Origin of the sequence: Streptomyces violaceusniger Tu 4113, from assembly GCF_000147815.2 — a bacterium.
Taxonomy (GTDB): domain Bacteria; phylum Actinomycetota; class Actinomycetes; order Streptomycetales; family Streptomycetaceae; genus Streptomyces; species Streptomyces violaceusniger_A.
Window position 1 is genome coordinate 8,941,809 of record NC_015957.1, and the last position, 24,685, is coordinate 8,966,493.

Consider the following 24,685-nt stretch of genomic DNA (forward strand, 5'->3'; position numbering starts at 1 on the left):
GCGGCCCCTGGAGGCCCTCAGGACTGCCCGAGGCCTCAGGACTGCCCGTTGAGGGCGGGCTGGGTTCCGGGGGCCAGGACGCCGCACAGCGATACCGCGGTGCGGCCCGTGGTGTACGGGTCGGTGCCCGTGGGGGCGTCGCCCTTGGCGCTCTGGCCGGCGAGCATCGGCCGCAGATAGCCGGAGGCGTTCGCGGCACATGCCTGCGGACCCGCCAGCACGGTGCTCTGCACCAGCTCCAGATGGTGGTCGCGCAGATCGTTCCGGTCGAAGCGGAACCGTGCCTCCCGGCGCACCGTGAACAGCGAGGCATGGTCCGGTCCGCGATCATGGGCCCGCTGGACCGCGTAGACGAAGACGTGGTCGGCGGCGACCTCCAGGGTCGCGGGGCCGCGCTCGATGACCGTAAGGGTGCCGCGGACCCGCACCGGGGTGTCGGCCAGCGTCACCTCTGCGGGGTTGAAACGGGTCAGCCAGCCGGTGGCCGCATGCCGTCCGTCGTCGACCGGGTGGGCGAAGCTCTGGTCGAACTGGGTCTGCTGGGCCGGGTCCAGCAGGAGCCTTATGGCCTGCACCGGGCCGCCGGTGAGCACACCCGGGTCGATGGCGGACTTGACCAGGTACTCCTTGGCGGTGGTGAGCGCCGTCATCACCTGGCTCTCGGAGAAGCTCTGGGTGCGGCGGGCGCCGGGCACCGTGACCCCCTCGGCGCCGGTGCGGAACTCGGCGGCCGGGCTGCTGCGGAACAGCCGGTCCGGCGGCCCTCCGGGCACCTCACCGCGCGGTGCCAGCGGCACCACGCTGCTGTGCAGCGGCTCCACGGTCTGCGGCTGCGGCGTCTGGTACGGGTGGCGCACCCCCATGTAGACGGCCGCGGCGAAGGCGATGGCGATCAGCAGGACCAGCGCGACGGCCTGGCGCGACGCCCCGGCCCTGGCCCAGGCGTGCCGGCTGCGCACCGCCCGCGCATGCTCGCCCATGCGCTCCTGGGCGGAGAATTCCTGGAGCCGGGCAGCACGGACGAACGACTCGTCGAACACGACGGAGCGGTACTCGTCCTCACCACCTCCCGGGACGCCCTCGGGTGTCCCCTCGGGAGGGTCTCCACGCCCGGTCATATCTCAAGAGTAGGTCGCGAGGGGCGACGGTAAACGCGGTGGTACTCCACAACTTGGGAGGCGAGTGGGGAGGAAACGCCCCATACGCCACGACGTGCTAGCGATGCGCGAGGTGGTCACCGCGACGGCGGTACGGCGGAGGCGGGCGAGCCCTTGGACCCGGTCGGCTCCGGGGCGGCCGACTCCGACCCCGACGGCTCCAGGCGCGGCTGTCCGCTGGGCGAGCCGTCGACACCGCTGGTGGCGGGCGGTGGAGCGGGGTCCTGGCGGTTGCCCGAGGCGCCCCGGTAGACGGCCGTGAAGGCCAGGGCGACCACGCCGATGCCCATCAGGATGGCCAGCAGCCAGGCCACTGGGCGATGCCAGCGGGCATGACCACGGTAAGGACGCCCCGCGCTGCCGTACCGCCCATAGGGGCCGTAGGCGTCGTCCGCGTCCCGCCCGGGGCCGAAGCGCCCGTCGGGGTCGTCCACGCCGTAGAACTCGGCCTCCTGGCCGTACCCGTCCTCGAAGAGCTCGTCCTCGGGAGGCACACCGGCCCTGCGGCGCCGGGACGCCTCGGCCTCGGCACGGGCCTCGGCGGCGGCCAGCATCCGCTCGATGGCGGTGGGCTCATGGATCGGGGCCGACCGCACGAAGTCCTCGTCGAAGACCACGGCGGCGAACTCGTCGTTCGTCTCGCCGTGGCTGCGCTCGTCGGGCTCGTCGCCGTCCGGGAACGGCTTGCCCCCCACGTCGTCCGGCACCCATTCAGAGTAGACCGGACGGGTCATTTTGGGCAGGGTGAAATGGTATTCGGGGGAAGATCCACCCCAGCGCCGCCGGGAATCGGGTACCCCCCGAACGGGTGAGTCAGCGGGTGTGGCCGTCGCCGGTGACGATGTACTTCGTCGATGTCAGCTCGGGCAGCGCCATGGGTCCCCGGGCGTGCAGCTTCTGGGTGGAGATGCCGATCTCGGCGCCGAAGCCGAACTGCCCGCCGTCGGTGAACCGCGTGGAGGCGTTCACGGCGACCGTGGCGGAGTCCACGAGCTGGGTGAAGCGGCGGGCGGCCTGCTGGGAGTTGGTGACGATGGCCTCCGTGTGCCCGGAGGACCACAGGCGGATGTGGCTCACCGCGGCGTCCAGGGAGTCCACGACGCCCGCCGCGATGTCGTACGAGAGGTACTCGGTCTCCCAGTCGTCGATCACCGCCGGGACCACCGTGGCCTTGGAGCCCTCCGCGAGCGCCATGACGCGCTCGTCCGCGTGGACCGTGACCCCCGCCTCGGCCAGCGCCTCCAGGGCGCGGGGCAGGAACCGGGGGGCGATGTCCTGGTGCACCAGCAGCGTCTCCGCCGCGTTGCACACGCTCGGCCGCTGGGCCTTGGAGTTCACCAGGATCGCGACCGCCATGTCGAGGTCGGCGTCGGCGTCCACGTACACATGGCAGTTGCCGGTGCCGGTCTCGATGACCGGGACCGTGGACTCCTCGACGACCGTACGGATGAGGGACGCGCCGCCGCGCGGGATCAGCACGTCCACCAGGCCGCGGGCGCGCATCAGCTCACGCACCGACTCCCGGCTCTCGCCCGGGACCAGCTGTACCGCGTCCGCGGGCAGCCCCGCGCCGCCGACGGCGTCGCGCAGGACCCTCACCAGCGCGGCGTTGGAGTGGGACGCCGACGAGGAGCCACGCAGCAGCACCGCGTTGCCCGACTTCAGGCAGAGCGCCGCGGCGTCCACCGTCACGTTCGGCCGGGCCTCGTAGATGATCCCGACGACACCGAGCGGAACGCGCACCTGGCGCAGGTCGATCCCATTGGGCAGCGTGGAGCCGCGCAGCACCTCGCCGACCGGGTCGGGCAGCGCGATCACATCGCGGACATCGGAGGCGATGGCCCGCACCCGCTCGGGGGTGAGCGTCAGCCGGTCGACGATGGCGTCGCTGGTGCCGGCCTCGCGGGCCCGCTCCACATCGGCCGCGTTTGCCTCGACGATCTCCTTGGTGCGCACCTCCAGGGCGTCGGCCATCGCGAGCAGCGCGTCGTCCTTGACGGCGCGCGGCAGTGGCGCGAGATCGGCGGCCGCGGCCCGGGACCGGTAGGCGGCCTGGAGGACCGGGGACTTCGGCCAGGGGTCGGTGAGCGGCGACGTGGGTGCGCTGGTCATGCACGAAGCGTACTGAGCCGACGGGCCGAAGCCGCGCGCTGTTCCGCAGTTCGAGATGGCATTCTCATATCCCGGCGCCGCACATCCTTCCTCAGAACGGATGCACGCCCACCGGGGAGGCCGGTGGCGGCCCGTACCCCTCCGCGACCCGCTGGTGGTACGTATCACGGTCGATGACCTCGAGCCCCACGATCTCCCAGGGCGGCAGCTTGGCCGAGGCCCGGTGCTCACCCCACAGCCGCAACGCGACCGCCGCGGCGTCGTGCAGATCACGGGCCTCTTCCCAGTAGCGGATCTCGGCGTGATCGACCGCATAGCGGCTGGTCAGCAGGAACGGATGGTCATGGGCCAGCTGCTCCAGGGCCCTGCGGACCTCCCGCAGCGGCGCCTCGCTCCCCGAGACACTGAGGGTGATGTACCACAGCCGGGACGCCTCGCCACGCTCGGCGGCGTGTGCCACGGCGTCGCCGGTCGCGGCGTCGCCCGCTCCGACACTGGTCAGGGTGCGCTCCGCCGCCCCTCTGGGCGACGCCCCCGGGCGCCCTCGTCTCACCGGCGGCCTCCTGTAACTCGCTGCTCCGCTCACGCGCGGGCGGAGCACTCGTGACGGTGCCATGGCCGCGGCGTTCCGCTCGGTCTCCGCCGCGTCTCCCACAGCCGGCGCGCTGCCCCGCGCGACCCCGTTGAACAAAGTTGACCAGCCCTCGCCCGCCCGCGGGGCGCTTTTGAGGTTTTTCGGAGGTGGCTGTTTTTGCGGGCTCGGTTCTCCCCCGGCTACCGCCGGGAGGTGCCCCGCCGGGGCGCTCGGGCCGCCGGAGCGGTTCAGTCCAGGAGGACGAGGTCGTCGCGGTGGACCACTTCGCGCTCGTAGGCCGGGCCGAGCTCCCGGGCCAGGTCCCGGGTCGAGCGGCCGATCAACTGGGGAATCTCCTTGGCGTCGAAGTTCACCAGCCCACGGGCCACGGGGCGGCCCTGGGCGTCCCGCAGCTCGACCGGGTCACCGGCGGTGAATTCGCCCTCCACGGCCGCGATCCCGGCCGGCAGCAGCGAGGTGCGCCGCTCCACGACGGCCCGTACCGCGCCGTCGTCCAGGGTCAGGGCGCCACGCGGCGCGGAGGCGTGGGCGAGCCACAGCAGCCGGTTCGCGGAGCGGCGGCCGGTGCGGTGGAAGAACGTGCCCGTACGGCGGCCGAGCAGGGCGTCACCGGCCCGGCTGGCGGAGGTGAGCACCACCGGGACCCCGGCCGCGGTGGCGATCCGGGCCGCCTCGACCTTGGTGACCATGCCGCCGGTGCCCACCCCGGAGCGGCCCGCGCTGCCGATGGAGACACCGTCCAGGTCCTCGGGGCCCCGGACCTCCTCGATCCGGGAGGTGCCGGGGGTCCTGGGGTCCCCGTCGTACAGGCCGTCCACATCGGAGAGCAGCACCAGCAGATCCGCCCGTACGAGATGGGCGACCAGGGCCGCGAGCCGGTCGTTGTCACCGAACCGGATCTCGTCCGTGGCCACCGTGTCGTTCTCGTTGACGATCGGCAGCGCGCCCATGGCCAGTAGCTGGTCCAGGGTGCGGGTGGCGTTGCGGTAGTGGGCGCGGCGGCTGGTGTCGTCCGTGGTGAGCAGCACCTGGCCGACCCGGCGCCCGTAGCGCGCGAAGGAGGCGGTGTAGCGGGCCACCAGGAGCCCCTGCCCGACGCTCGCGGCCGCCTGCTGGCGGGCGAGGTCGCGGGGGCGCCGGTCCAGGCCCAGCGGCGCCAGCCCGGCCGCGATGGCACCGGAGGAGACCAGCACTATCTCCTTGCCGTTCGCGCCGCCCTTGCCGTCGCCGCCCTTACCGTCGCCGTCCCTGCCGCCGTCGCCCTTACCGTCGCCGTCGAGCACCTTGGCGAGCACATCGACCAGCGCGTCCACACGGTCCGCGTCCAGCCCCCCCGCCGCGGTGGTGAGGGAGGACGAACCGATCTTGACCACGATCCTCCGGGCGGCGGCCACCTCGTCCCGTACGGCCGACCCGTCCTGCTCCGCCACGCCGCTCCCCTGCTCGTCCCCGGCTCACCACACGTCCCGAAGAAACGCATGCCCTACACACTCATCATGACAAGTGGGCAATCTACGACAGACGAGCCCCGGCCCGCCTCGGCATTTCACCCCCCGGACACCATCCGCGCACACCGCCCCACGCACCGGCGCGAGCACCCGGGCGGGCCCCTCGGGTGACCATTGACACCGATTGCGACCGGTTGGCACCGGCGCGGATTGTCACCGGGCGGGGCGTCGGCATACGGTCAGGGGTCCCCCCGTCAGTCCCTCGCCCTCCTGCCAGGAGCCCACCCCGTGCCCTCTGCCGGAATCGCCCCACGCCGGGTCGTACAGCTGGCGGCGCTGCTCGCGATGCTCGTGTTCTTTGCCACACAGCTCGTCGGCGCCGTGCTTCCGAACGTACCGCTTTTCATCGCCGCCTCGGCGTGCGGTCTCGCGCTCGATCTCTTCCTTCAGCACAAGCAGCCCGGTCTGCTGTCGCTGCTGGGCAAGATCCGCCTTGACGTCACGGTGCGCCAGCTGTTCCGCGACATGCTCATCATGGTCGGGCTGCTGCGCATGGAGGGCATCAATCCCCTGCACGAGCAGGCGCCCCTGACCGTGGGGATGCTGCTGTTCTACCTGGTGCACTTCGCCTGCCAGGCGGCGGCCATCCTGGTCCGCCGGAGCCGGCAGCTTCCGTTCGTCACGCGCAACATCGACGCGTCCGCGCTGCGCCTGAACCAGGCACCGCCGCGGCTGTTCGCCCGTCAGCACGGGCGCCGTCTGCTGCGTCTGGCCGCGCCGGCCACCGCCGGTCTGCTGATCACCGCCGGCACCAAGGACGCCGTCTGGGGCGGTGCCGGTCTGGCGATCGCGCTGCTGATCGGCATCGGCGGCACGGCACACCTGGGCACCTGGATGCTGCCGCGCAAGCGCGTGGCGAACGAGGCCGCGGCCCTGCGGTGGCTCGACAAGTGGCTGGCCGACTACCAGCCGACCGTGGGCATGTACTTCTCCGGCGGCAACTCCTCGGCGTACCAGGCGAACATGTGGCTCTCCACGCTCGCCGCGCTCGACGGCAAGCCGATCATCGTGCTCCGTGAGCGGTTCATGGTGCAGAAGATCGACGCGACGGACGTGCCGGTCGTCTGCCTGCCCAAGGTGGCGCATCTGATGCGTCTGGAGCACTCGACGCTCAAGGTGCTGCTGCACCCGGCCAACTCCGGCAAGACCTCGCAGGTGCTGCGCATCCCCTCGATCAAGCACGCCTTCATCAACCACGGCGAGAGCGACAAGCTCTCCAGTTGCAACCCGTACGCCAAGGCGTACGACGAGGTGTGGGTCGCGGGTCCGGCGGCGCGCGAGCGCTACCAGCTCGCCGACATCGGCGTCGAGGACAAGGACGTCGTGGAGGTCGGCCGACCGCAACTGGCCCCCATCCGCCCCTACGCGGGCGTGCCCACCGGCGCCCTCGGCGGAGCCGGTACGGAACACCTCACCACCGTGCTGTACGCGCCGACCTGGGAGGGCTGGGACGGCAACCCCGGCAACACCTCGGTGATCCTGGCCGGTGAGAACATCGTCCGCGAGCTGCTCACCGACCCCAAGGTGCGCCTGCTGTACAAGCCGCACCCGATGACCGGCTCGGTGGACCCGCGCGCGGGCCGCGCCAACGACCGCATCAGGGCGATGATCGCCGAGGCGAACACCAAGCGCACCGGCGACCGCCCCGGCCCGGAGGCCGCCGCCGAGCTGGCCCGCCGCGCCGATGAGCTCAACCGGCTCACCAGCACCGCCTTCCGCCCCAGCGCGGACGAGATCGAGCGCATGAAGCTCCAGGGTGCCCCGGACGGCGACCGCGCGGCGGTCGTCGCCGCGGCGACGACCGCCTGGGAGAGCGCCTTTTGGGCCTCGCTGCCGGCCTGGGAGCACCAGATCATCACCGGTCCGCGTCCGGCGATCTTCACCTGCTTCAACCAGGCCGACGTGCTGATCAGCGATGTCTCCAGCGTGGTCTCGGACTACCTGACGAGCGAGAAGCCGTACGCGGTGGCGAACACCAGCGGGATGACGGAGGAAGAGTTCCGGGCGGGCTTCCCGACGGTGCGCGCCGCTACGATCCTCACGCCAAAGGCCAAGGGCATGGCCGGACTGCTGGAAGCCGTCCGCGACCCCGAGAAGGACACCCTCGCGGCCGCCCGCGCCGAGCTGAAGGTGCATCTGCTCGGCCCGTCCGACCCGCCGTCGCTGGTGCGCTTCAACCAGGCCACGCAGGAGCTGTGCGACAAGGCCGACGAGCGCCGGGCCCGGATGGCCACCCGGCTGTCCGACGAGATCCCCTCGCAGCGTGAGGCCCGGGACGCGGCGGAGGAGATGGAGCTGGAGTCCGGCTCGCCGGAGCCGGAGGAGACCGCGACGGTCTGAGACCGGCCGGACGCGCGGCTGAGCGCGACCGCCGAGAGCCATGGCGAAGGGCCCGGGAGATCCCTCCCGGGCCCTTCGCCATGCCACCTGCCAAGCGGCGCGGAGACGCCCGCCCAGACCGCTCAGAGCCCATGTGGGGGCCGGGGGGGCGGCTACACGCCCCTCAGAACGGTTTTGAACGCGTCGTACTCCTGCTCCGCCTCGTCCCGCTCGACATCCCGCTCACGACGCCGCTGCGCGGCCGGACGCGGGCCGTCGAAGCGGTGGGCCGGCCTCACGATGGCCCCCTCGCGATGCTCGGCCCTGGCGGGCCTCACAGGCTTCGGGAGGCCGCCCGGACTCCGTCCGGGGAGCGGGGCTCCCGCCCGGCACGGTCCGCCACCCCTCAGAACGGCTTGAAGGCGTCGTACTCCTCCTCCGCCTCGTCCCGCTCGACATCCCGCTCGCGCCGCCGCTGAGTGGCCGGACGCGGGGCGTCGAATCGGTGGTCCTCGCCACGGCGGCCCAGCATCTCGGCGCCGGTCGCGAGGCTCGGCTCCCAGTCGAAGACGACCGCGTCGTCCACGGGGCCGATGACGACCTCGTCGCCCGAGTGGGCGCCCGCCTTCACCAGCTCTTCCTCGACGCCGAGGCGGGCCAGGCGGTCGGCGAGGTAGCCGACGGCCTCGTCGTTGGCGAAGTCGGTCTGGCGGACCCAGCGTTCGGGCTTCTCGCCCAGCACGCGGTAGAAGCCCTCCTCGGCGACGACCTTGAAGCCCGCGTCGTCCACGGCCTTCGGCCGGATGACGATCCGGGTCGCCTCCTCCTGCGGCTTGGCCGCCCGCGCCTCCGCGACGATCTGCGCCAGGGCGAAGGACAGCTCCTTGAGGCCGAGATGGGCGACCGCCGAGACCTCGAGGACCTGGTAGCCGCGGGCCTCCAGTTCGGGCCGGATGATGTCGGCGAGGTCCTGGCCGTCGGGGATGTCGACCTTGTTGAGCACGACGACCCGCGGCCGGTCGCCCAGACCGCCGTACTGGGCCAGCTCCGCCTCGATGACATCGAGGTCGGTCAGCGGATCGCGCTCGGACTCCAGGGCCGCGGTGTCCAGCACATGCACCAGCACCGAGCAGCGCTCGACATGGCGCAGGAACTCCAGGCCGAGGCCCTTGCCCTGGCTGGCGCCGGGGATCAGGCCGGGGACGTCCGCGATGGTGTAGACGGTCGAACCGGCCGTGACCACACCGAGGTTGGGCACCAGCGTGGTGAACGGATAGTCGGCGATCTTCGGCTTGGCCGCCGAAAGCACCGAGATCAGCGACGACTTGCCGGCGCTCGGGTAGCCGACGAGGGCCACGTCCGCGACGGTCTTGAGCTCGAGGACGACGTCCCCGGCGTGACCCGGCTCACCCAGCAGCGCGAAGCCGGGGGCCTTACGGCGGGCCGAGGCGAGCGCGGCGTTGCCGAGGCCGCCGCGGCCGCCCTGGGCGGCGATGTAGGTGGTGCCCTGCCCGATCAGATCGGCCAGGACGTTGCCCTGCTTGTCTAGGACGACGGTGCCGTCCGGGACCGGCAGGATCAGATCGGTGCCGTCCTTGCCGGAGCGGTTCCCGCCCTCGCCGGGCTTGCCGTTGGTGGCCTTGCGGTGGGGGCTGTGGTGGTAGTCGAGGAGCGTGGTGACCGACTGGTCCACGACCAGGATCACATCGCCGCCACGGCCGCCGTTGCCCCCGTCCGGCCCCCCGAGCGGCTTGAACTTCTCGCGGTGCACGGAGGCGCAGCCGTGGCCCCCGTTACCCGCGGCGACGTGCAGTTCGACGCGGTCCACGAAGGTGGTCATGACGGGTGCCTCCAGTTAATGCAGATTCAGGGGTGTTCTGATGTGCCTCACGCTCGTAACGCGCCGAGGGCGGACCCGCTTCCCGTCACGGGAAGAGCGGTCCGCCCTCGGAAAGGCTGTGCGATATCGCCCGGGCTGATTACTCAGCGACGGGGACGATGTTCACGACCTTGCGGCCCCGGCTGGTGCCGAACTGCACCGCACCGGCGGCCAGCGCGAACAGCGTGTCATCGCCGCCGCGGCCGACACCCGTGCCCGGGTGGAAGTGCGTGCCGCGCTGGCGGACCAGGATCTCGCCCGCGTTGACGGTCTGGCCGCCGAAGCGCTTGACGCCGAGCCGCTGGGCGTTGGAGTCGCGACCGTTCCGAGTGGACGATGCGCCCTTCTTATGTGCCATCTCTCCTCAGTCCCTTACTTCGCAGCCGAGTCGATGCCGGTGATCTTCAGCGCGGTGTGCAGCTGGCGGTGGCCGATCCGCTTCCGGTAACCGGTCTTGTTCTTGTACTTCAGGATGTCGATCTTTTCACCCTTGTGGTGATCAACGACCTCGGCGTGAACCGTCACGCCGGCCAGCACCCACGGGTCGCTGGTGACGGCATCGCCGTCGACAACGAGCAGAGTCGAGAGCTCGACGGTGTCGCCGACCTTGTTGCTGGCCAGACGGTCGACCTCGATGACATCGCCCACGGCCACCTTCTGCTGGCGGCCGCCGGTGCGCACGATTGCGTACACGCGGTTCTCACTCTCTCGCTAGAAATCAGGACCTCTGATGCCAGCCGCCCAACACGGCCCACGGGGGGTCGTGACAACCGAGTGATTCATGCGATTCACCATCGGCCGAACGGCCTCTTCCGGCGAAGCGGAAGGGATGTGCTCAGGGGTTTGGCGTATAGACGCCGAAGGTTAAGGCTACCAGAGCCCGGAGGGGCACCCTGCCGCGTGGCAGGGTGCCCCCGGTCGGCCGTACGGCCGGGTCAGTCGTCGGCGGCGGCCGAGACCGACTGCGGAGTCTGCTGCTCCGCCGCCGCGGTCTTCTTCGTCGCCGTCTTCTTGGCGGTCGTCTTCTTCGCCGTGGTCTTCTTGGCCGCCGTCTTCTTCGCCGCCGTCTTCTTCTCGGCGGTCTTCTTGGCCGCCGTCTTCTTGGCGGGGGCCTTCTTGGCGGCCTTACGGGCGGTCTTCTTCGCCGGCGCCTCGGACTCGGCCTCGCCCTCGGGCGCCGCCTCCGCCTTCGGCTCGGGCTCCGACTCCGCCGAAGACGCGCTCACGACCACCACGGCCGCCTCCTCGGAGCCCGTCGGCGAGCCCGCGGGGGCGGTCACCTTACGGGTCACCCGACGACGCGTACGCGGCGCGGGAACGGCCTCCAGCGGCGCCGCCGACTCCGGCTCCTCGACGGGAGCGGAAGCGGGGGCCTCGGCGACCGCCTCCGGCTCCGCCTTGGACGCCTCCCTCGGCTCGTCGGCCACCACGACCACCGAGCCCTCCGACTCCTTGGCGGCCTTCGGCGCGCCCGCCGGGGCGGACGCCTTACGGGTGGCACGGCGGCGCGTACGCCCACGGGTCGCGGCGGCCTCGGCCTCCGCGGCGCTGCTGTACAGCTCCTCGTCGGCCGCGAAGACCGGCTCGGGCTCCGGCCTCGGCTGGGTGGCCTCCGCCGCGATCTCGGCCGCCGCCTCGGTGACGTCCTCGGGCTCGGCCACGGCGGCCTGCTCCGGCTCGGCCGGCTGCTGGGCGCCACCGGCCGACTTCTTCTTCTTGCGCTTGCCGCCACCGCCGCCGGCGGCCGACGCCTGGTCCATGTGGACGATCACGCCGCGGCCGTTGCAGTGCACACAGGACTCGGAGAAGGACTCCAGCAGCCCCTGGCCGACCCGCTTACGGGTCATCTGGACCAGGCCGAGCGAGGTGACCTCCGCCACCTGGTGCTTCGTACGGTCCCGGCCCAGGCACTCCAGCAGCCTGCGCAGCACCAGATCCCGGTTGGACTCCAGCACCATGTCGATGAAGTCGATCACGATGATGCCGCCGAGGTCACGCAGCCGAAGCTGGCGCACGATCTCCTCGGCCGCCTCCAGGTTGTTCCTGGTGACCGTCTCCTCCAGGTTGCCGCCCTGGCCGGTGAACTTGCCGGTGTTGACGTCGATGACGATCATCGCCTCGGTCCGGTCGATCACCAGCGAGCCACCGCTGGGCAGCCAGACCTTGCGGTCCAGCGCCTTCATCAGCTGCTCGTCGATCCGGTAGGTGGCGAAGACGTCGACGTCCGAGGTCCACCTCTGGAGCCGGTCCGCGAGGTCGGGCGCCACATGCGAGACATAGCCGTGGATGGTCTCCCAGGCGTCGTCACCGCTGACGATGACCTTGGAGAAGTCCTCGTTGAAGATGTCGCGGACGACCCGGACGGTCATGTCGGGCTCGCCGTAGAGCAGCGACGGGGCGTTACCGCTCTTCGACTTCTTCTTGATCTCTTCCCACTGCGCCTGCAGCCGGGCGACGTCGCGGGACAGCTCGTCCTCGCTCGCCCCCTCGGCGGCGGTGCGGACGATCACGCCCGCGTCCTCGGGGACGATCTTCTTGAGGATCTGCTTCAGCCGCGCCCGCTCGGTGTCGGGCAGCTTGCGGCTGATGCCGGTCATCGAGCCCTCGGGCACATAGACCAGATAGCGGCCCGGGAGGGAGACCTGGCTGGTCAACCGGGCGCCCTTATGGCCGATCGGGTCCTTGGTGACCTGCACCAGGACGGACTGGCCGGACTTCAGGGCGGTCTCGATGCGGCGCGGCCCGTTGGAGAGCCCCAGCGCCCCGAAGTTCACCTCGCCCGCGTACAGCACGGCGTTGCGGCCCTTGCCGATGTCGACGAAGGCGGCCTCCATCGACGGCAGCACGTTCTGGACCTTGCCCAGGTAGACGTTGCCGACGTAGCTGGTCGCCTGCTCCTTGTTCACGAAGTGCTCGACGAGGACGTCGTCCTCCAGCACGCCGATCTGGGTACGGTCGCCGTTCTGCCGGACGACCATGACCCGCTCGACCGCCTCGCGGCGGGCCAGGAACTCGGCCTCGGTGATGATCGGAACGCGGCGGCGGCCCTGCTCACGGCCCTCGCGACGGCGCTGCTTCTTGGCCTCGAGACGCGTCGATCCCTTGATCGACTGCACCTCGTCGGCGCTGGACTCGGATTCCTTGCCGCGCCGCTCACGGGGCTCCCGGGGCTCGCGGACCTTGACGACCGTACGCTCCGGGTCGTCACCGCCCGCCTCCGCCTCGACCGCGTCGCCGCTGCGCCGGCGGCGCCGCCGGCGACGACGGCTGCTGGCGCTGCCGCCACCGTGCTCACCGGCCTCGGCGTCCACCTCGTCCCGGCCCTCGCCCTGCTCCTCGGCGCCCTCGCCCTCGGCGGCCGAATCGTCGTCGTACCGCTCACCGGTCTCGGCCTCGGAACGCCCCTCGGCGCCCTCGCCCTCGGCGGTCTCGCCCCGGCGGCGACGCCGTCCGCCCCGGCGGCGGCGACGGGCCGGACGGTCGCCCTGCTCCTCATCGCCGTGCTCGCCCTCGGGCTGACCGGACTCGGCCTCGACGGCCTCGGTCTCCTCGGCCTCCGGCTGCTCCTCGGCGGGCTCACCGCCACGGCGGCGGCGCCGACGGCGGCCGGTGGGCGCCTCGGGCTCGACGGCCTGGGTGGTCTCCTCGGCCGTCGGCTGCTCCTCTTCCTCCTCCTCGGTCTCCTCCAGCGCGGCGGCGGCCTCGGCGGCGGCGCTCTCCGGCGTCTGGAAGACCGGCTCGGTGAAGACGGGTGCCTGGAACACGGCCGTCGGCGGGCGGACCGCCCGGCGCCGCGAACGGGGCGCGGGCTCCGGCTCGGCCTCGGCGGCCGGGGCCTCGGCCTCGGCGGTCTGCGGCTCCGGAGCGCTGCTCGGCTCCTCGGCGGCGGTGCCTCGGGTGGCGCGGCGGCGGGTGCGGCCACGCGGCGCCTCCTCGGCCTGCGCACCGGCGGGCTCCTCGGCGCTCTCGCCCCGCTGCTCGGCGGCGGGCTCCTCGGCGGCCTCGGCCTCCGCGGGCGTTCCGGCGGGGGCGGTGGCCTTACGGCTCGCACGGCGACGGGTACGGGCGGGCGCCGGGGGCACGGTCTCCGCCTCGGCCTCGGCCTCCGCGGCCTCGTCCGGCTCCGTCGGCGCCACGGCCTCCGCCTCCGCGGGCGCACCCGCCGGAGCGGTGGTCTTACGGGTCGCACGACGACGCGCACGGGTACGCGGGGCCTCATCGGCCGGGGCATCGGCTGCGACTGCGGCTGGGGCCGTGGCCTCGTCACCACTGCCACCAGCGGCCGCCGCAGACGACGCGTCCGCGTCGGCGGCCTCCGCCTGCGGCGAGCCCGCGGGGGCCGTGGCCTTACGGCTCGCACGACGGCGCGTACGGGCAGGGGCCGCGGGCGCGGTCTCCGCCTCGGCCTCCGGAGCCGCAGCGGGCTCCTCGGCCTGCTCAGGCTCCATGCCCTGGTCCGGCGCCACGGCCTCCGCCTCCGCGGGCGCACCCGCCGGAGCGGTCGCCTTACGGGTCGCACGGCGACGCGCACGGGCGGGCGGAGCGGCCTCGGGGGCGGCTTCCGCCACGGGCTCGACGGCGGCCTGGGGCTCCTCGCCACCACGGCCGGCATCGGCCGTCAGCACGGTCTCCGCGGCCTCCGGCGAACCCGCCGGAGCCGTCGCCTTGCGCGCCACCCGACGCCGCGTACGGGCGGGTGGAGCGGCGGATTCGGTGTCGGACCCGGATGCGGATCCGCTCGCGGTGACCATGGCGGCACCGGCGGCGACGGGCTCGGAAGCGGCCTCGGACGCGGCGATGGCAACGATCTGATCAGCCGGTATGGCCGGCGAAGTGGGCGTGGTGACCTCGGCGCCGCTCACCCCGCCGACCGGCGGACCGGCCGGGCGGGAGGCCGCACGGCGGCGGCGCGGCGGCAGGGTGTCGCTGGGCGTGCTCTCGATGGGATCCCCGGGCGCCGCGGCACGCGGCGCGGACGGCTCAAGGGGCTGGACAGGTTGGGTCGGCTCAATTGGTTCGAGCATGCGGGCGTTTCTCCCGTCACGCTCCCGGGCGCCGCGCCTGCCTCCGGCCGGCCACCCGCGCACTGTGCGCGTGTGCCGCCGCCCGGGGCGCGGTCGCCGCACGGGAGCTGTCGTCTCGCTCACCGGGACCGAATATGTCGGGACCGGCGAAAGTCTCCTGGTCAGTGCGCCAGCCGGACCCGGGTGGCTCCCAAGTGCATCGGCGGCGCATCGACGGCGGCCCTACGCGGAACCTCCCGGCGCCATCGCGGCGGTCAGCTCGGCGGCCGTGGTTGGGGCGGCCTGAACTGCCTCGCGATCGGGCGCGAGCGGGTCGGTCACCGTGCCGGACTCCTCATCGAGCAGCCCCTGCGCCAGCCTGGTCACCGCTGCGGGGACCGGCGGCGCCAGGTCGGCCGTAGCGCGGAGACCGGACAGGACGTCGTCGGGTCGCACGGCAGGTGTCAGATGCCGTACCACCAGCCGCAGTATCGCACAGCCAGCGTCTCCGGGCCTATCGGCCCGAGGCGGAAGCACCTCCAGCCGGGCCACCGCCGCACGGGCGTCGAAGGTTCGCAACCCGTTTTTCGTCCGGCGCTCCACCTCGACCGTGTCGGCCTCGAGGAAGGCTGCGGCGGCACGCTCGGCGTCCGCCTGGGCGACCTGGTCGAGCCGGATCTCCCATACGGACGCCTGCAGCCGGTCGGCGAGCCCCGAGGTGCGGGCCTCCACGGCCTCGATCACATCGAGCCCCGCGGGCAGCGACTCGTTGAGCAGCGCCCGGAGTTTCTCGGGGTCGCGCGCCTCGGTCAGCTGGATCTCCAGGTACTCCGCCTCGCTGCCGGTGCCGGTGGGTGCGGCATTGGCGTAGGACACCTTCGGATGCGGGGTGAAGCCCGCCGAGTAGGCCATCGGCACCTCGGCGCGGCGCAGCGCCCGCTCGAAGGCGCGCTGGAAGTCGCGGTGGCTGGTGAACCGGAGGCGGCCGCGCTTGGTGTAACGCAAACGGATGCGCTGCACCGCGGGAGCGGGCGGCGGGCCTTCGGGCTGTCGCTTGCCCAGGGGACTGTCTCCTTGTACTTCCTTGCGGTCGAGCACCAGGGCCGCAGGACCCCGGTCTCTTCCAGCCTACTTTGTGGGCACCCCGGTGACGGAAGGCCGCCGGACGGCTACTTCACCGACAGCGGCAGCAGCTTCCGGCCGGTGGGGCCGATCTGGATCTCGGTCTGCATCTGCGGGCAGACGCCGCAGTCGAAGCAGGGGGTCCAGCGGCAGTCCTCGACCTCGGTCTCGTCGAGCGAGTCCTGCCAGTCCTCCCACAGCCAGTCCTTGTCGAGGCCCGAGTCGAGGTGGTCCCAGGGCAGGACCTCCTCGTAGGTGCGCTCGCGTGTGGTGTACCAGTCGAGGTCGAGGCCGAACTGGGGCAGGGCCCGCTCGGCGCACTCCATCCACCGGTCGTACGAGAAGTGTTCACGCCAGCCGTCGAAGCGGCCGCCGTCCTCGTAGACGGCGCGGATGACCGCGCCCACCCGGCGGTCGCCGCGCGAGAGCAGACCCTCCACGATGCCGGGCTTGCCGTCGTGGTACCGGAAGCCGATCGAGCGGCCGTACTTCTTGTCGCCGCGGATCTTTTCGCGCAGCTTCTCCAGCCGGGCGTCGGTCTCCTCGGCGCTGAGCTGCGGGGCCCACTGGAAGGGGGTGTGCGGCTTGGGGACGAAACCGCCGATCGAGACGGTGCAGCGGATGTCGTTCTTGCCGGACACCTCACGGCCCTTGGCGATGACCTTGGTCGCCATGTCGGCGATCTGCAGCACATCGTCGTCGGTCTCGGTGGGCAGACCGCACATGAAGTACAGCTTCACCTGCCGCCAGCCGTTGCCGTACGCGGTGGCCACCGTACGGATGAGGTCTTCTTCGGAGACCATCTTGTTGATGACCTTACGGATGCGCTCACTGCCGCCCTCGGGGGCGAAGGTGAGGCCCGAGCGGCGCCCGTTGCGGGTCAGCTCGTTGGCGAGGTCGATGTTGAAGGCGTCCACCCGGGTCGACGGGAGGGACAGGCCGATCTTGTCCTTCTCGTACCGGTCGGCGAGGCCCTTGGCGACGTCGCCGATCTCGGTGTGGTCGGCGGAGGAGAGGGACAGCAGGCCGACCTCCTCGAAACCGGTGGCCTTCAGCCCCTTCTCGACCATCTCGCCGATCCCGGTGATCGACCGCTCGCGCACCGGGCGGGTGATCATGCCCGCCTGGCAGAAGCGGCAGCCTCGGGTGCAGCCGCGGAAGATCTCCACCGACATCCGCTCATGGACGGTCTCGGCCAGCGGCACCAGCGGCTGCTTCGGGTAGGGCCACTCGTCGAGGTCCATGACGGTGTGCTTGGACACCCGCCACGGCACGCCCGAGCGGTTCGGCACGACGCGCGCGATCCGCCCGTCGGCCAGGTACTCCACGTCGTAGAACTTCGGGACGTAGACGCTGCCGGTACGCGCGAGACGGAAGAGCAGCTCATCGCGGCCGCCCGGGCGGCCCTCGGCCTTCCAGGCGCGGAGGATCGCGGTCATGTCGAGCACGGCCTGCTCACCGTCGCCGATCACCGCGCAGTCGATGAAGTCGGCGATCGGCTCCGGGTTGAACGCGGCATGGCCGCCCGCGACCACGACGGGGTGGTCCTCGGTGCGGTCCACGGCGTCCAGGGGGACCCCGGCGAGGTCGAGTGCGGTGAGCAGGTTGGTGTACCCCAGCTCGGTGGAGAAGGAGACGCCGAGGAAGTCGAACGCGGACACCGGGCGGTGCGAATCCACGGTGAACTGCGGCACCTTGTGCTCGCGCATCAGCTCCTCGAGGTCCGGCCACACGCTGTAGGTGCGCTCGGCGAGCACACCCTCGCGCTCGTTGAGGACCTCATAAAGGATCATGACGCCCTGGTTGGGGAGACCGACCTCGTAGGCGTCCGGGTACATGAGCGACCAGCGGACGTCGCAGCTCTCCCACGACTTGACAGTGGAATTGAGCTCGCCACCTACGTACTGGATAGGCTTCTGCACATGCGGCAGCAGGGCCTCGAGCTGTGGGAAGACCGACTCGACAGACATCGCGGACTTTCGTGAAGCTGACAGGGTGACCCTCTAGCCTACCTGCCGCGCCGGACTCCCTCGCCACGGATCTACGCCTCCAGGGCCGCCCGGTGCTTCTTACGGGAGACATCGGCCCACAGGCCGGGCAGCTCACGCACGCGGGCGGCGGCCCGCGCCTCCTCCCTGCCGTACAGCAGCCCGAAGGTGAAGTCGCTCTCCCCCGCGCCGTGGGCCTGGGTGGCCAGCGCCCGCAGCGCCTCGCGCGCGACGACGCTGTCCTGGTGGTCACCGAGCACGTCCTGTACGGACTGCATACGGCGGGCGAACTTCTTGGCGGGCTTGCCGAGCGCGGGCCGGGCCGTCTCGGCGGCGTAGCGGACGCGCTTGGCGGCCTTACGGGCCTGATGGACGGCCACGTCGCGGTCCGGCCCCGGGGGCGTCTCCAGGGCGGTGGTCATACGGGTGGCGAGCCGCTCGTAGTCGCGCAGCACGGCCCCCACGACCACCTGCTCGGCCGGCTTGGCGGCGGCGGGGCGCAGCGGCGGAGCGGCCGCCAGGGCGTCGAGGGTGTCCAGGAGCGTGAGATAGCGCTCGCTGTCCAGCGCGCCCAGGACGGCCGCGCGGGCGCCGTCGCGGCGCCCCTGCGACCAGTGGTCCAGCCGGTTCCGCACCGGGCCGAGCCGGAGGTCGTCCGGCAGCTCGGCGAGACGGCCTTCGAGCCGCTCGGTGAGCACCTCGCGGTCGCGTTCCACGCCGAGCTCACCGGCCAGCCACTTCAGCTCGTCGCCGATCGGATCGGTCACCGTACGGTCCAGGACCTTGCGGTAGGAGCGGAAGGCGCTGCGCAGCCGGCGGGTGGCGACCCGCATCCGGTGCACCGCGTCCGGCAGGTCCCTGCGCACGGCGGGGTCGAGCCGCACCAGGGCGTCGATCTGACGGCGTACGTAGTCCAGGACGACATCGTCGGCGCCGAGCGGCCGCCGGACCGCCGACGCGGCCTGCTCGACCTGACGGGCGCTCTTCGCGGGCTTCCCGGACCGGCCGGGCCCGTCTCCGCCGGTCTCGACCGCGACCGCGACCTTCTCCGTCTCGGCCAGGGCCTTGGCGAGCTTGGAGGGGCTGTCGGCGCGGTGCAGACCGCCGTCGCGCAGCCGCCCCTCGACCGCGTCGAGCAGCCGCTGATCGTGGCCCCGGCCCTCGGCGAGCTCGACCTCGACCTCGGTCCACCGCACCGGCTCGCTCTCCTCGGGCGCCAGCCGCCGGGCCGTGACGCGGTCGACGGACACCTCCGCGAGCACGGTGCCGTCGGCGTCCACCAGATCCTTACGGTCCCGCTCGGTGTGCAGATGGGCGAGCGGGCGCAGCGGATCGTGGCGGACCCGCGAGCGCAGCAGCGCGGCCATCTCGGCCGGCACCTCGACGCCGAGCGGCGCCTGCAGCTCCTCCCGGGTGTCCGGGCCGACGGGCAGCTTCAGATGCCAGCCCTCGTCGGCGCCGCCGGTGCGGTGGCGCAAGGTGATGCCGTCGGCCAGCAGCCTTCGCCCGGGGGTGTCGTAATAGGTGGCCTCGAGGGTCGCGACACCTCGGCTCACCACGGTCGCGACCGGACCCGCCCCGGTCAGTTCGGGAAGACCCGGCAGGTCGGGCCGCCCGGACGGACCGGCTTCTTCGGCGGTGGCCTCATACTTGCGTTCTATCTCCTGCTTCGTGTCCACCATGTGATGTCACGTACCCGAACTCGGGCCAATCAGCCCTAAGCGGAGACGGGCCTCTGCACTCGGATGGACTGCAGCAGCCCGATCGCGATCCATACGGCGAACATCGAGGTTCCGCCGTAGGAGACGAACGGCAGCGGCAGACCGGCCACCGGCATGATGCCCAGCGTCATCCCGATGTTCTCGAACGACTGGAAGGCGAACCAGGCGATGATCCCCGCCGCGACGACGGTCCCGTACAGCTCCGTGGTGTCGCGCGCGATCCGGCAGGCGCGCCACAGCACGACCCCCAGCAGCACGATGATCAGGCCCGCGCCGAGGAAGCCGAGCTCCTCCCCCGCGACCGTGAAGACGAAGTCGGTCTGCTGCTCGGGGACGAACTGACCGGTGGTCTGGGTGCCGTGGAAGAGCCCCTTACCGGTGAGACCGCCCGAGCCGATCGCGATCCGCGCCTGGTTGGTGTTGTAGCCGACCCCGGCCGGGTCGAGCGCGGGGTTGGCGAAGGCGGCGAAGCGGTCGATCTGGTACTGGTCGAGGACGTGCAGTTGCCAGATGAGCAGCGCGCCGACCACGGCCGTGAGGATCAGTCCGGCGATCCAGCGGTTGGACGCGCCGGAGGCGAGCAGCACGGCGAGCACGATCACCGCCATGACCATCACCGAGCCGAGGTCCGGCATCAGCAGCACGATCGCGATGGGGAGTGCGGCCAGGCCGAGCGACTGGACGACGGTCCGGTGGTCGGGGTTGAGCCGGTCACCCGCGTCCACGCGCGCGGCCAGCAGCATCGCCATGCCCAGGATGATCGTGATCTTGGCGAACTCGCCCGGCTGCAGGGAGAATCCGCCGCCGACCACGATCCACGCGTGCGCCCCGTTGATCGTCGAGCCCAGCGGGGTGAGCACGGCGAGGACGAGGACGACGGACAGGCCGTAGAGGACCGGGACCGCGCCGCGCAGGGTGCGATGGCCCAGCCAGACGGTGCCGATGGCGAGCACCAGCCCGATGCCGGTGTTGAGGGCGTGCCGGACCAGGAAGGAGTACGGGTCGCCCCCGTTCAGCTCGGTGCGGTTGCGGGTGGCGGAGTAGACGAGCGCCCCGCCGATCGCGGACAGGGCCAACGCGGTGAGCAGCAGCACCCAGTCGAGGCGGCGCACGACGGAGTCGCGCGCCATGAGCTTGCTCCAGGTACCGCGCTCCGGGGTGAAGCGCCGGACGGAGTATCCGTGCGTGGACGCGCTCACCCCTGCCTCCTGTTCGCCCCGCCGCGGCAGCGGCTCATGCCACTGTCGCCCGCGCGGCACAGAGGCGCGGCTTGCATCGTCATCTGCGGCCCGGCGGCCGCGCGCGCGTCGCTCACGCCTGCCTCCTGTTCACTTCTCCGCCCGCGCGGCGCAGAGGCGCGGCTTGCATCGTCATCCGCGGCCCGGCGGCCGCGCGTGCGTCGCTCACGAATTCGCTCCCCGCCGCCGCTCACGCGAAGCCGCCTCGAACCGCTTGCCCAGGGGCTGGGGCTCGATGGAGCCGTCCGAGGAGATCTTCGGCAGGTTGGCCTGCGGCTGGGGCAGCAGCGCCTTCTTCTTGTCGATGCCGCCCTTGGCGTCGACCCCGTACAGCGCGTTGTAGATCTTGCGTACCGCCGGGCCGGAGGCCCCGGAGCCGGTACCGCCCTGGGAGATCGTCATGACGATCGAGTAGTCCTTGGTGTACGTCGCGAACCACGAGGTGGTCTGCTTGCCGTAGACCTCCGCGGTACCGGTCTTGGCGTGCATCGGGATCTTGTCCTGCGGCCAGCCCTGGAACCGCCAGGCGGCGGTGCCCCGGGTGGCGACGCCCGCGAGCGCGCTGTCGATCTTCTCGCGGGTCTGGCCCTTCATCGGCAGCTTGCCGTGCGACTCCGGCTTGATCTCCTGGACGTCCTTGCCGTCGGGGCTGACGATCGCCTTGCCGACGGTCGGGTTGTAGAGCGTTCCGCCGTTGCTGATGGCCGAGTAGATGGTGGCCATCTGGATCGGGGTGACGAGGGTGTCGCCCTGGCCGATGGAGTAGTTCACGGAGTCACCGGCGCGCATCTTCATGCCCTCGAGGCAGTTCTCGTAGGCGATCCGCTGGCCGTAGCTTCCGTCCTTCTTGCCGGTCTTGCACCAGGCGTCCTTGTTGGCCTTCCAGTAGTCCTTCTTCCACTGGCGGTCCGGGACCCGGCCGGTGACCTCGTTGGGGAGGTCGATGCCGGTCTCCTTACCGAGGCCGAACTGGTGGGCGGTCCGGTAGAACCAGTCCCCCGGCTTCTTCTTGGGCTTGTTGCCGCCGTCCTTCTTCCACTGCTCGTAGGCGAGGTGGTAGAAGACGGTGTCGCAGGAGACCTCCAGCGCGCGGCCGAGGCTGATCCCGCCGTAGTTCTCGGACTCGAAGTTCTTGAAGACCTGGCTGCCGATGTTGAACGAGCTGGTGCAGGGATACGGCCCGTTGAAGGAGTACCCGGCGTTGATCGCGGCGGTCGTCGGGACGACCTTGAAGATCGAACCGGGGGCCGCCTGGCCCTGGATCGCCCGGTTGAGCAGCGGGTAGTTGGACTTCTTGCCGGTGAGCTGCTTGTAGTCCTTGCCGGAGATGCCGCCGACCCAGGCGTTGGGGTCGTACGACGGGTTGGACGCCATGGCCACCACCCGGCCGGTCTTGGCCTCCATGACCACGACCGCGCCGGAGTCCGCCTTGTAGTTGGTGCCGGTGTTCCGGTCGTGCTGCTTGCGGGCGTCCCGCATCGCCTGCTCCAGCTCCTTCTCCGCGACCGATTGGACGCGCGAGTCGATGCTGGTGACGACGTTGCCGCCGGGACGGGCCCGCTGGCTCTCCCGCTGACCGATGACGCGGCCGAGGTTGTCGACCTCATAGCGGGTCACCCCGGCCTTGCCGCGCAGCTCGCTGTCGTACTGGCGCTCGAGGCCGTTGCTGCCGACCTGGTCCGAGCGGAGCAGGGGCGACTTGGTGTGCTCGGCCTCCTTCACCTGCTCATCGGTGACCGGGGAGAGATAGCCGAGCACCTGGGCGGCGTTGGAACCGGCGGGAGCGGCGTAGCGGCGCACGGCGGTGGGCTCGGCACTGATGCCGGGGAAGTCCTCTTCGCGCTCGCGGATCTGCAGCGCCTGCTTGGCGCTGGCCTCGTCCGTGATCGGGATGGGCTGGTACGGGGAACCGTTCCAGCAGGGCTGCGGGGTCTTGGCGTCGCACAGCCGGACCTTGTCCATGACGTCCTTGGGCTTCATGCCCAGGACATCGGCCAGGCGGGTGAGGGCGGCCTTGCCGTCGTCCGGCATCTTCATCAGCTCGGTGCGGCTGGCGGAGACGACCAGACGGGTCTCGTTGTCGGCGAGCGGCACACCGCGGGCGTCCAGTATGGAGCCGCGCACGGCGGGGTGGACGACCTGCTGGACGTGGTTGTTGGCGGCTTCGGCGGTGTACTCGTCGCCGTTGCGGATCTGCAGGTACCACAGGCGCCCGCCGAGGGTCAGCAGCAGCGAGAAGACCAGGATCTGGAGGCCGACGAGCCGGATGGTGACCCGGGAGGTCCGTCCGGTCTCGGGGATATTACTCATGGCATCCCCTGAGGGCGGTGGTGGGCAAGGGGAGGGCGACAGGCGGGAGGGCGGCGGGGCTCACAGGCGCTTGACCCCCTTGATGCGTGCCGTCCTGTTCTTCCCGGTGCGGGCCAGCAGCCCGCCGCGCTGGCTGCCGATCCGGGCCGCCCGGCCCGGACGCTTGAGCCGGCTCATCCGGCCGACCCGGCCGGTGCTGACGCCGCCCGCCGTGCTGATCCAGCGGGACGGGCTCTCACCGCCGCCGCCCGCGCTGTCGGCCATCGGATCGTTCTCACTCCGTCTGGCCAGCCCCATGATCAGCGGCACCGTGAAGGGTGCCAGCAGCAGGTCGTAGAGGGCCGCGGTGAACAGCAGCTTGCCCAGGCCCACCTGACGGGCCGCGTCGTCGCCGACGAGGATGCCGACCCCGGCGTAGAGCAGCGTGGCGCCGATGGCCGCCGCCACGACCACCAGCATCGGCCCGGTGGCCGACCTGAGCTGGCCGGACTCCGGCTTGGCGAGCCCCGCCAGATAGCCGATGACACACAGCACCAGGGCATAGCGGCCGGCGGCGTGGTCGGCGGGCGGGGCGAGGTCGGCGAGCAGCCCCGCGGCGAAGCCGATGAGCGCACCGCCGGTGTGGCCGTAGACGAGCGCGAGGCCGAGCACGACGAGGAGCAGCAGGTCCGGGACGGCGCCGGGCAGTTGGAGCCGGGCCAGCACACAGATCTGGACGACGAGGGCGAAGACCACCAGGCAGGTCGACAGGACGATCCGGTTGAGGTGCAGCATCGGTCAGCTCCTGTTGGCGGCCGGGCTCGTGGCGGTGGCGGAGGGGTTGGCCGTGACGGTGACCGTGGGCGTCGGCTTGGGCTTCGCGGGCTTGGGCGGCAGCACGGTGTCACGCGGGTTGCCGCGCGGCGGCTGGACGACGACCCCGACGATGTCCAGCTTGCTGAACCGCACGTACGGGCGCACTTGAAGCGTGCGGGTGAGATCCCCTCCGGTGGGGTCGACGCGCACGACCTTGCCGACCGGGACTCCGGGGACGAACGGCTTGTCCGCCTGGGAGCCGAAGGTGACCATCCGGTCGCCCGGCTTGATCCGGGCCTTGCCGTTGAGGAGCTGCACATGGAGCGAGCGGTCGCCGCGCCCGGTGGCGAAGCCGAGCTCGCCCGACCCCTCCATACGGGTGCCGACGGTGAAGTCCGGGTCGATGGCGAGCAGCACGGTCGCCGTCGAGGAGCCGACGGTGGTGACCCGGCCGACCAGCCCGTCGCCGTTGATGACGGTCATGTCGCGGCGGACGCCGTCGTTGCTGCCGATGTCGAGGGTGACGGTCCAGGAGAAGCCCTGGGCGGCGCCGATGCCGATGACCTGGGCGCCCTTGATGCCGTATTGACCGGCGCCCGCGGTCTTGAGCAGCTTGTCGAGCTCGGCCGAGCGGGCGCGGTTACGGGAGTCGTTGCCGAGCTTTTGCTTGAGTTTGGTGTTCTCTTCCTCCAGGCGGCGGACCCGGTCGTGCCGGTCACCGGATTCCCGTACGGCCGCGACGGCGTTGCCGACCGGGTCGACGGCGGTCGCGACGCCGTCCTCCACAGGCCCGAAGACGGAAGCGGCGGCCTGACGGGCGCCGTCGAGGGGTGAGTCCTCGCCGCCGCGGATATCCACCGTGATCAGCGCGAACGCGATGGCGACCAGCAGCACCAGGAGCAGCCGGCTCTCTCGTGTGTCCCTCACGTGCGGCGACG

Annotated in this window: 18 protein-coding genes; 1 reads left to right on the forward strand and 17 read right to left on the reverse strand. The window is 71.8% G+C overall.

Translation table 11 applies throughout. From position 1 onward, the window contains the following. Positions 1 to 35 precede the first annotated feature (35 nt). From STRVI_RS36965 to proB, 5 genes are all read right to left on the reverse strand, one after another. Positions 36 to 1,118: a hypothetical protein gene (locus tag STRVI_RS36965; protein WP_014060676.1), complete on the reverse strand. Its 1,083-nt coding sequence runs from the start codon at positions 1,116 to 1,118 to the stop codon at positions 36 to 38. 116 nt (positions 1,119 to 1,234) lie between these two features. Then, positions 1,235 to 1,891 carry a hypothetical protein gene (locus STRVI_RS36970; protein ID WP_014060677.1) on the reverse strand — a complete coding sequence of 219 codons (657 nt, stop codon included), beginning with the start codon at positions 1,889 to 1,891 and terminating at the stop codon, positions 1,235 to 1,237. Between the two features lie 79 nt (positions 1,892 to 1,970). Continuing rightward, positions 1,971 to 3,269, reverse strand: coding sequence for a glutamate-5-semialdehyde dehydrogenase (locus STRVI_RS36975; protein WP_014060678.1), 1,299 nt, complete (start codon positions 3,267 to 3,269; stop codon positions 1,971 to 1,973). 91 nt (positions 3,270 to 3,360) lie between these two features. Beyond that, on the reverse strand, positions 3,361 to 3,822 hold the full coding sequence (locus STRVI_RS36980) for a hypothetical protein (RefSeq protein WP_014060679.1): 462 nt from the start codon (positions 3,820 to 3,822) through the stop codon (positions 3,361 to 3,363). A gap of 269 nt (positions 3,823 to 4,091) precedes the next feature. Continuing rightward, entirely contained in the window at positions 4,092 to 5,294 is a 1,203-nt protein-coding gene (gene proB / locus STRVI_RS36985) for a glutamate 5-kinase (protein ID WP_014060680.1), read from the reverse strand. Positions 5,295 to 5,600: 306 nt separating this feature from the next. Here proB and STRVI_RS36990 point away from each other — a divergent pair, with 306 nt between their 5' ends. Further along, positions 5,601 to 7,712 carry a hypothetical protein gene (locus STRVI_RS36990; RefSeq protein ID WP_014060681.1) on the forward strand — a complete coding sequence of 704 codons (2,112 nt, stop codon included), beginning with the start codon at positions 5,601 to 5,603 and terminating at the stop codon, positions 7,710 to 7,712. A gap of 152 nt (positions 7,713 to 7,864) precedes the next feature. On the opposite strand, the gene STRVI_RS55755 is transcribed toward STRVI_RS36990, so the two are convergent. The 12 genes from STRVI_RS55755 to mreC all read right to left on the reverse strand — a co-directional run bounded on the left by STRVI_RS55755 (position 7,865) and on the right by mreC (position 24,674). Then, positions 7,865 to 7,990: a hypothetical protein gene (locus STRVI_RS55755; protein ID WP_286012070.1), complete on the reverse strand. Its 126-nt coding sequence runs from the start codon at positions 7,988 to 7,990 to the stop codon at positions 7,865 to 7,867. Between the two features lie 107 nt (positions 7,991 to 8,097). Continuing rightward, positions 8,098 to 9,531 carry a GTPase ObgE gene (obgE, locus tag STRVI_RS36995; protein ID WP_014060682.1) on the reverse strand — a complete coding sequence of 478 codons (1,434 nt, stop codon included), beginning with the start codon at positions 9,529 to 9,531 and terminating at the stop codon, positions 8,098 to 8,100. A 139-nt stretch (positions 9,532 to 9,670) separates the two neighbouring features. Then, entirely contained in the window at positions 9,671 to 9,928 is a 258-nt protein-coding gene (gene rpmA / locus STRVI_RS37000; protein WP_014060683.1) for a 50S ribosomal protein L27, read from the reverse strand. A 14-nt stretch (positions 9,929 to 9,942) separates the two neighbouring features. Continuing rightward, complete coding sequence (gene rplU, locus STRVI_RS37005; protein ID WP_014060684.1) at positions 9,943 to 10,263, reverse strand: 50S ribosomal protein L21; 321 nt, start codon at positions 10,261 to 10,263, stop codon at positions 9,943 to 9,945. A gap of 242 nt (positions 10,264 to 10,505) precedes the next feature. Continuing rightward, complete coding sequence (locus tag STRVI_RS37010) at positions 10,506 to 14,594, reverse strand: Rne/Rng family ribonuclease (protein WP_014060685.1); 4,089 nt, start codon at positions 14,592 to 14,594, stop codon at positions 10,506 to 10,508. A 222-nt stretch (positions 14,595 to 14,816) separates the two neighbouring features. Continuing rightward, positions 14,817 to 15,593 carry a TIGR03936 family radical SAM-associated protein gene (locus tag STRVI_RS37015; protein WP_043237134.1) on the reverse strand — a complete coding sequence of 259 codons (777 nt, stop codon included), beginning with the start codon at positions 15,591 to 15,593 and terminating at the stop codon, positions 14,817 to 14,819. A gap of 149 nt (positions 15,594 to 15,742) precedes the next feature. Then, complete coding sequence (locus tag STRVI_RS37020; protein WP_014060687.1) at positions 15,743 to 17,665, reverse strand: TIGR03960 family B12-binding radical SAM protein; 1,923 nt, start codon at positions 17,663 to 17,665, stop codon at positions 15,743 to 15,745. Positions 17,666 to 17,736: 71 nt separating this feature from the next. Then, positions 17,737 to 19,365: a CYTH and CHAD domain-containing protein gene (locus STRVI_RS37025; protein WP_014060688.1), complete on the reverse strand. Its 1,629-nt coding sequence runs from the start codon at positions 19,363 to 19,365 to the stop codon at positions 17,737 to 17,739. 35 nt (positions 19,366 to 19,400) lie between these two features. Next, a complete protein-coding gene (gene rodA, locus STRVI_RS37030) occupies positions 19,401 to 20,534 on the reverse strand; it encodes a rod shape-determining protein RodA (RefSeq protein WP_251982988.1) in 1,134 nt (377 codons plus the stop codon). A gap of 273 nt (positions 20,535 to 20,807) precedes the next feature. Then, positions 20,808 to 22,952, reverse strand: coding sequence for a penicillin-binding protein 2 (mrdA, locus tag STRVI_RS37035; protein WP_014060690.1), 2,145 nt, complete (start codon positions 22,950 to 22,952; stop codon positions 20,808 to 20,810). Positions 22,953 to 23,012: 60 nt separating this feature from the next. Continuing rightward, positions 23,013 to 23,723, reverse strand: coding sequence for a rod shape-determining protein MreD (gene mreD, locus STRVI_RS37040; RefSeq protein WP_043241082.1), 711 nt, complete (start codon positions 23,721 to 23,723; stop codon positions 23,013 to 23,015). A 6-nt stretch (positions 23,724 to 23,729) separates the two neighbouring features. Then, a complete protein-coding gene (gene mreC, locus STRVI_RS37045) occupies positions 23,730 to 24,674 on the reverse strand; it encodes a rod shape-determining protein MreC (protein ID WP_014060692.1) in 945 nt (314 codons plus the stop codon). Between the last annotated feature and the right edge of the window lie 11 nt (positions 24,675 to 24,685).

Excerpts from the sequence above, each read along its gene's own strand:
- obgE (WP_014060682.1), bottom strand. The coding sequence starts at position 9,531 with ATGACCACCTTCGTGGACCGCGTCGAACTGCACGTCGCCGCGGGTAAC.
- STRVI_RS36965 (WP_014060676.1), bottom strand. The coding sequence starts at position 1,118 with ATGACCGGGCGTGGAGACCCTCCCGAGGGGACACCCGAGGGCGTCCCG.
- mrdA (WP_014060690.1), bottom strand. The coding sequence starts at position 22,952 with ATGAGTAATATCCCCGAGACCGGACGGACCTCCCGGGTCACCATCCGG.
- STRVI_RS36970 (WP_014060677.1), bottom strand. The coding sequence starts at position 1,891 with ATGACCCGTCCGGTCTACTCTGAATGGGTGCCGGACGACGTGGGGGGC.
- rpmA (WP_014060683.1), bottom strand. The coding sequence starts at position 9,928 with ATGGCACATAAGAAGGGCGCATCGTCCACTCGGAACGGTCGCGACTCC.
- STRVI_RS37010 (WP_014060685.1), bottom strand. The coding sequence starts at position 14,594 with ATGCTCGAACCAATTGAGCCGACCCAACCTGTCCAGCCCCTTGAGCCG.
- STRVI_RS37025 (WP_014060688.1), bottom strand. The coding sequence starts at position 19,365 with ATGGTGGACACGAAGCAGGAGATAGAACGCAAGTATGAGGCCACCGCC.
- STRVI_RS37020 (WP_014060687.1), bottom strand. The coding sequence starts at position 17,665 with ATGTCTGTCGAGTCGGTCTTCCCACAGCTCGAGGCCCTGCTGCCGCAT.
- STRVI_RS36975 (WP_014060678.1), bottom strand. The coding sequence starts at position 3,269 with ATGACCAGCGCACCCACGTCGCCGCTCACCGACCCCTGGCCGAAGTCC.
- rodA (WP_251982988.1), bottom strand. The coding sequence starts at position 20,534 with ATGGCGCGCGACTCCGTCGTGCGCCGCCTCGACTGGGTGCTGCTGCTC.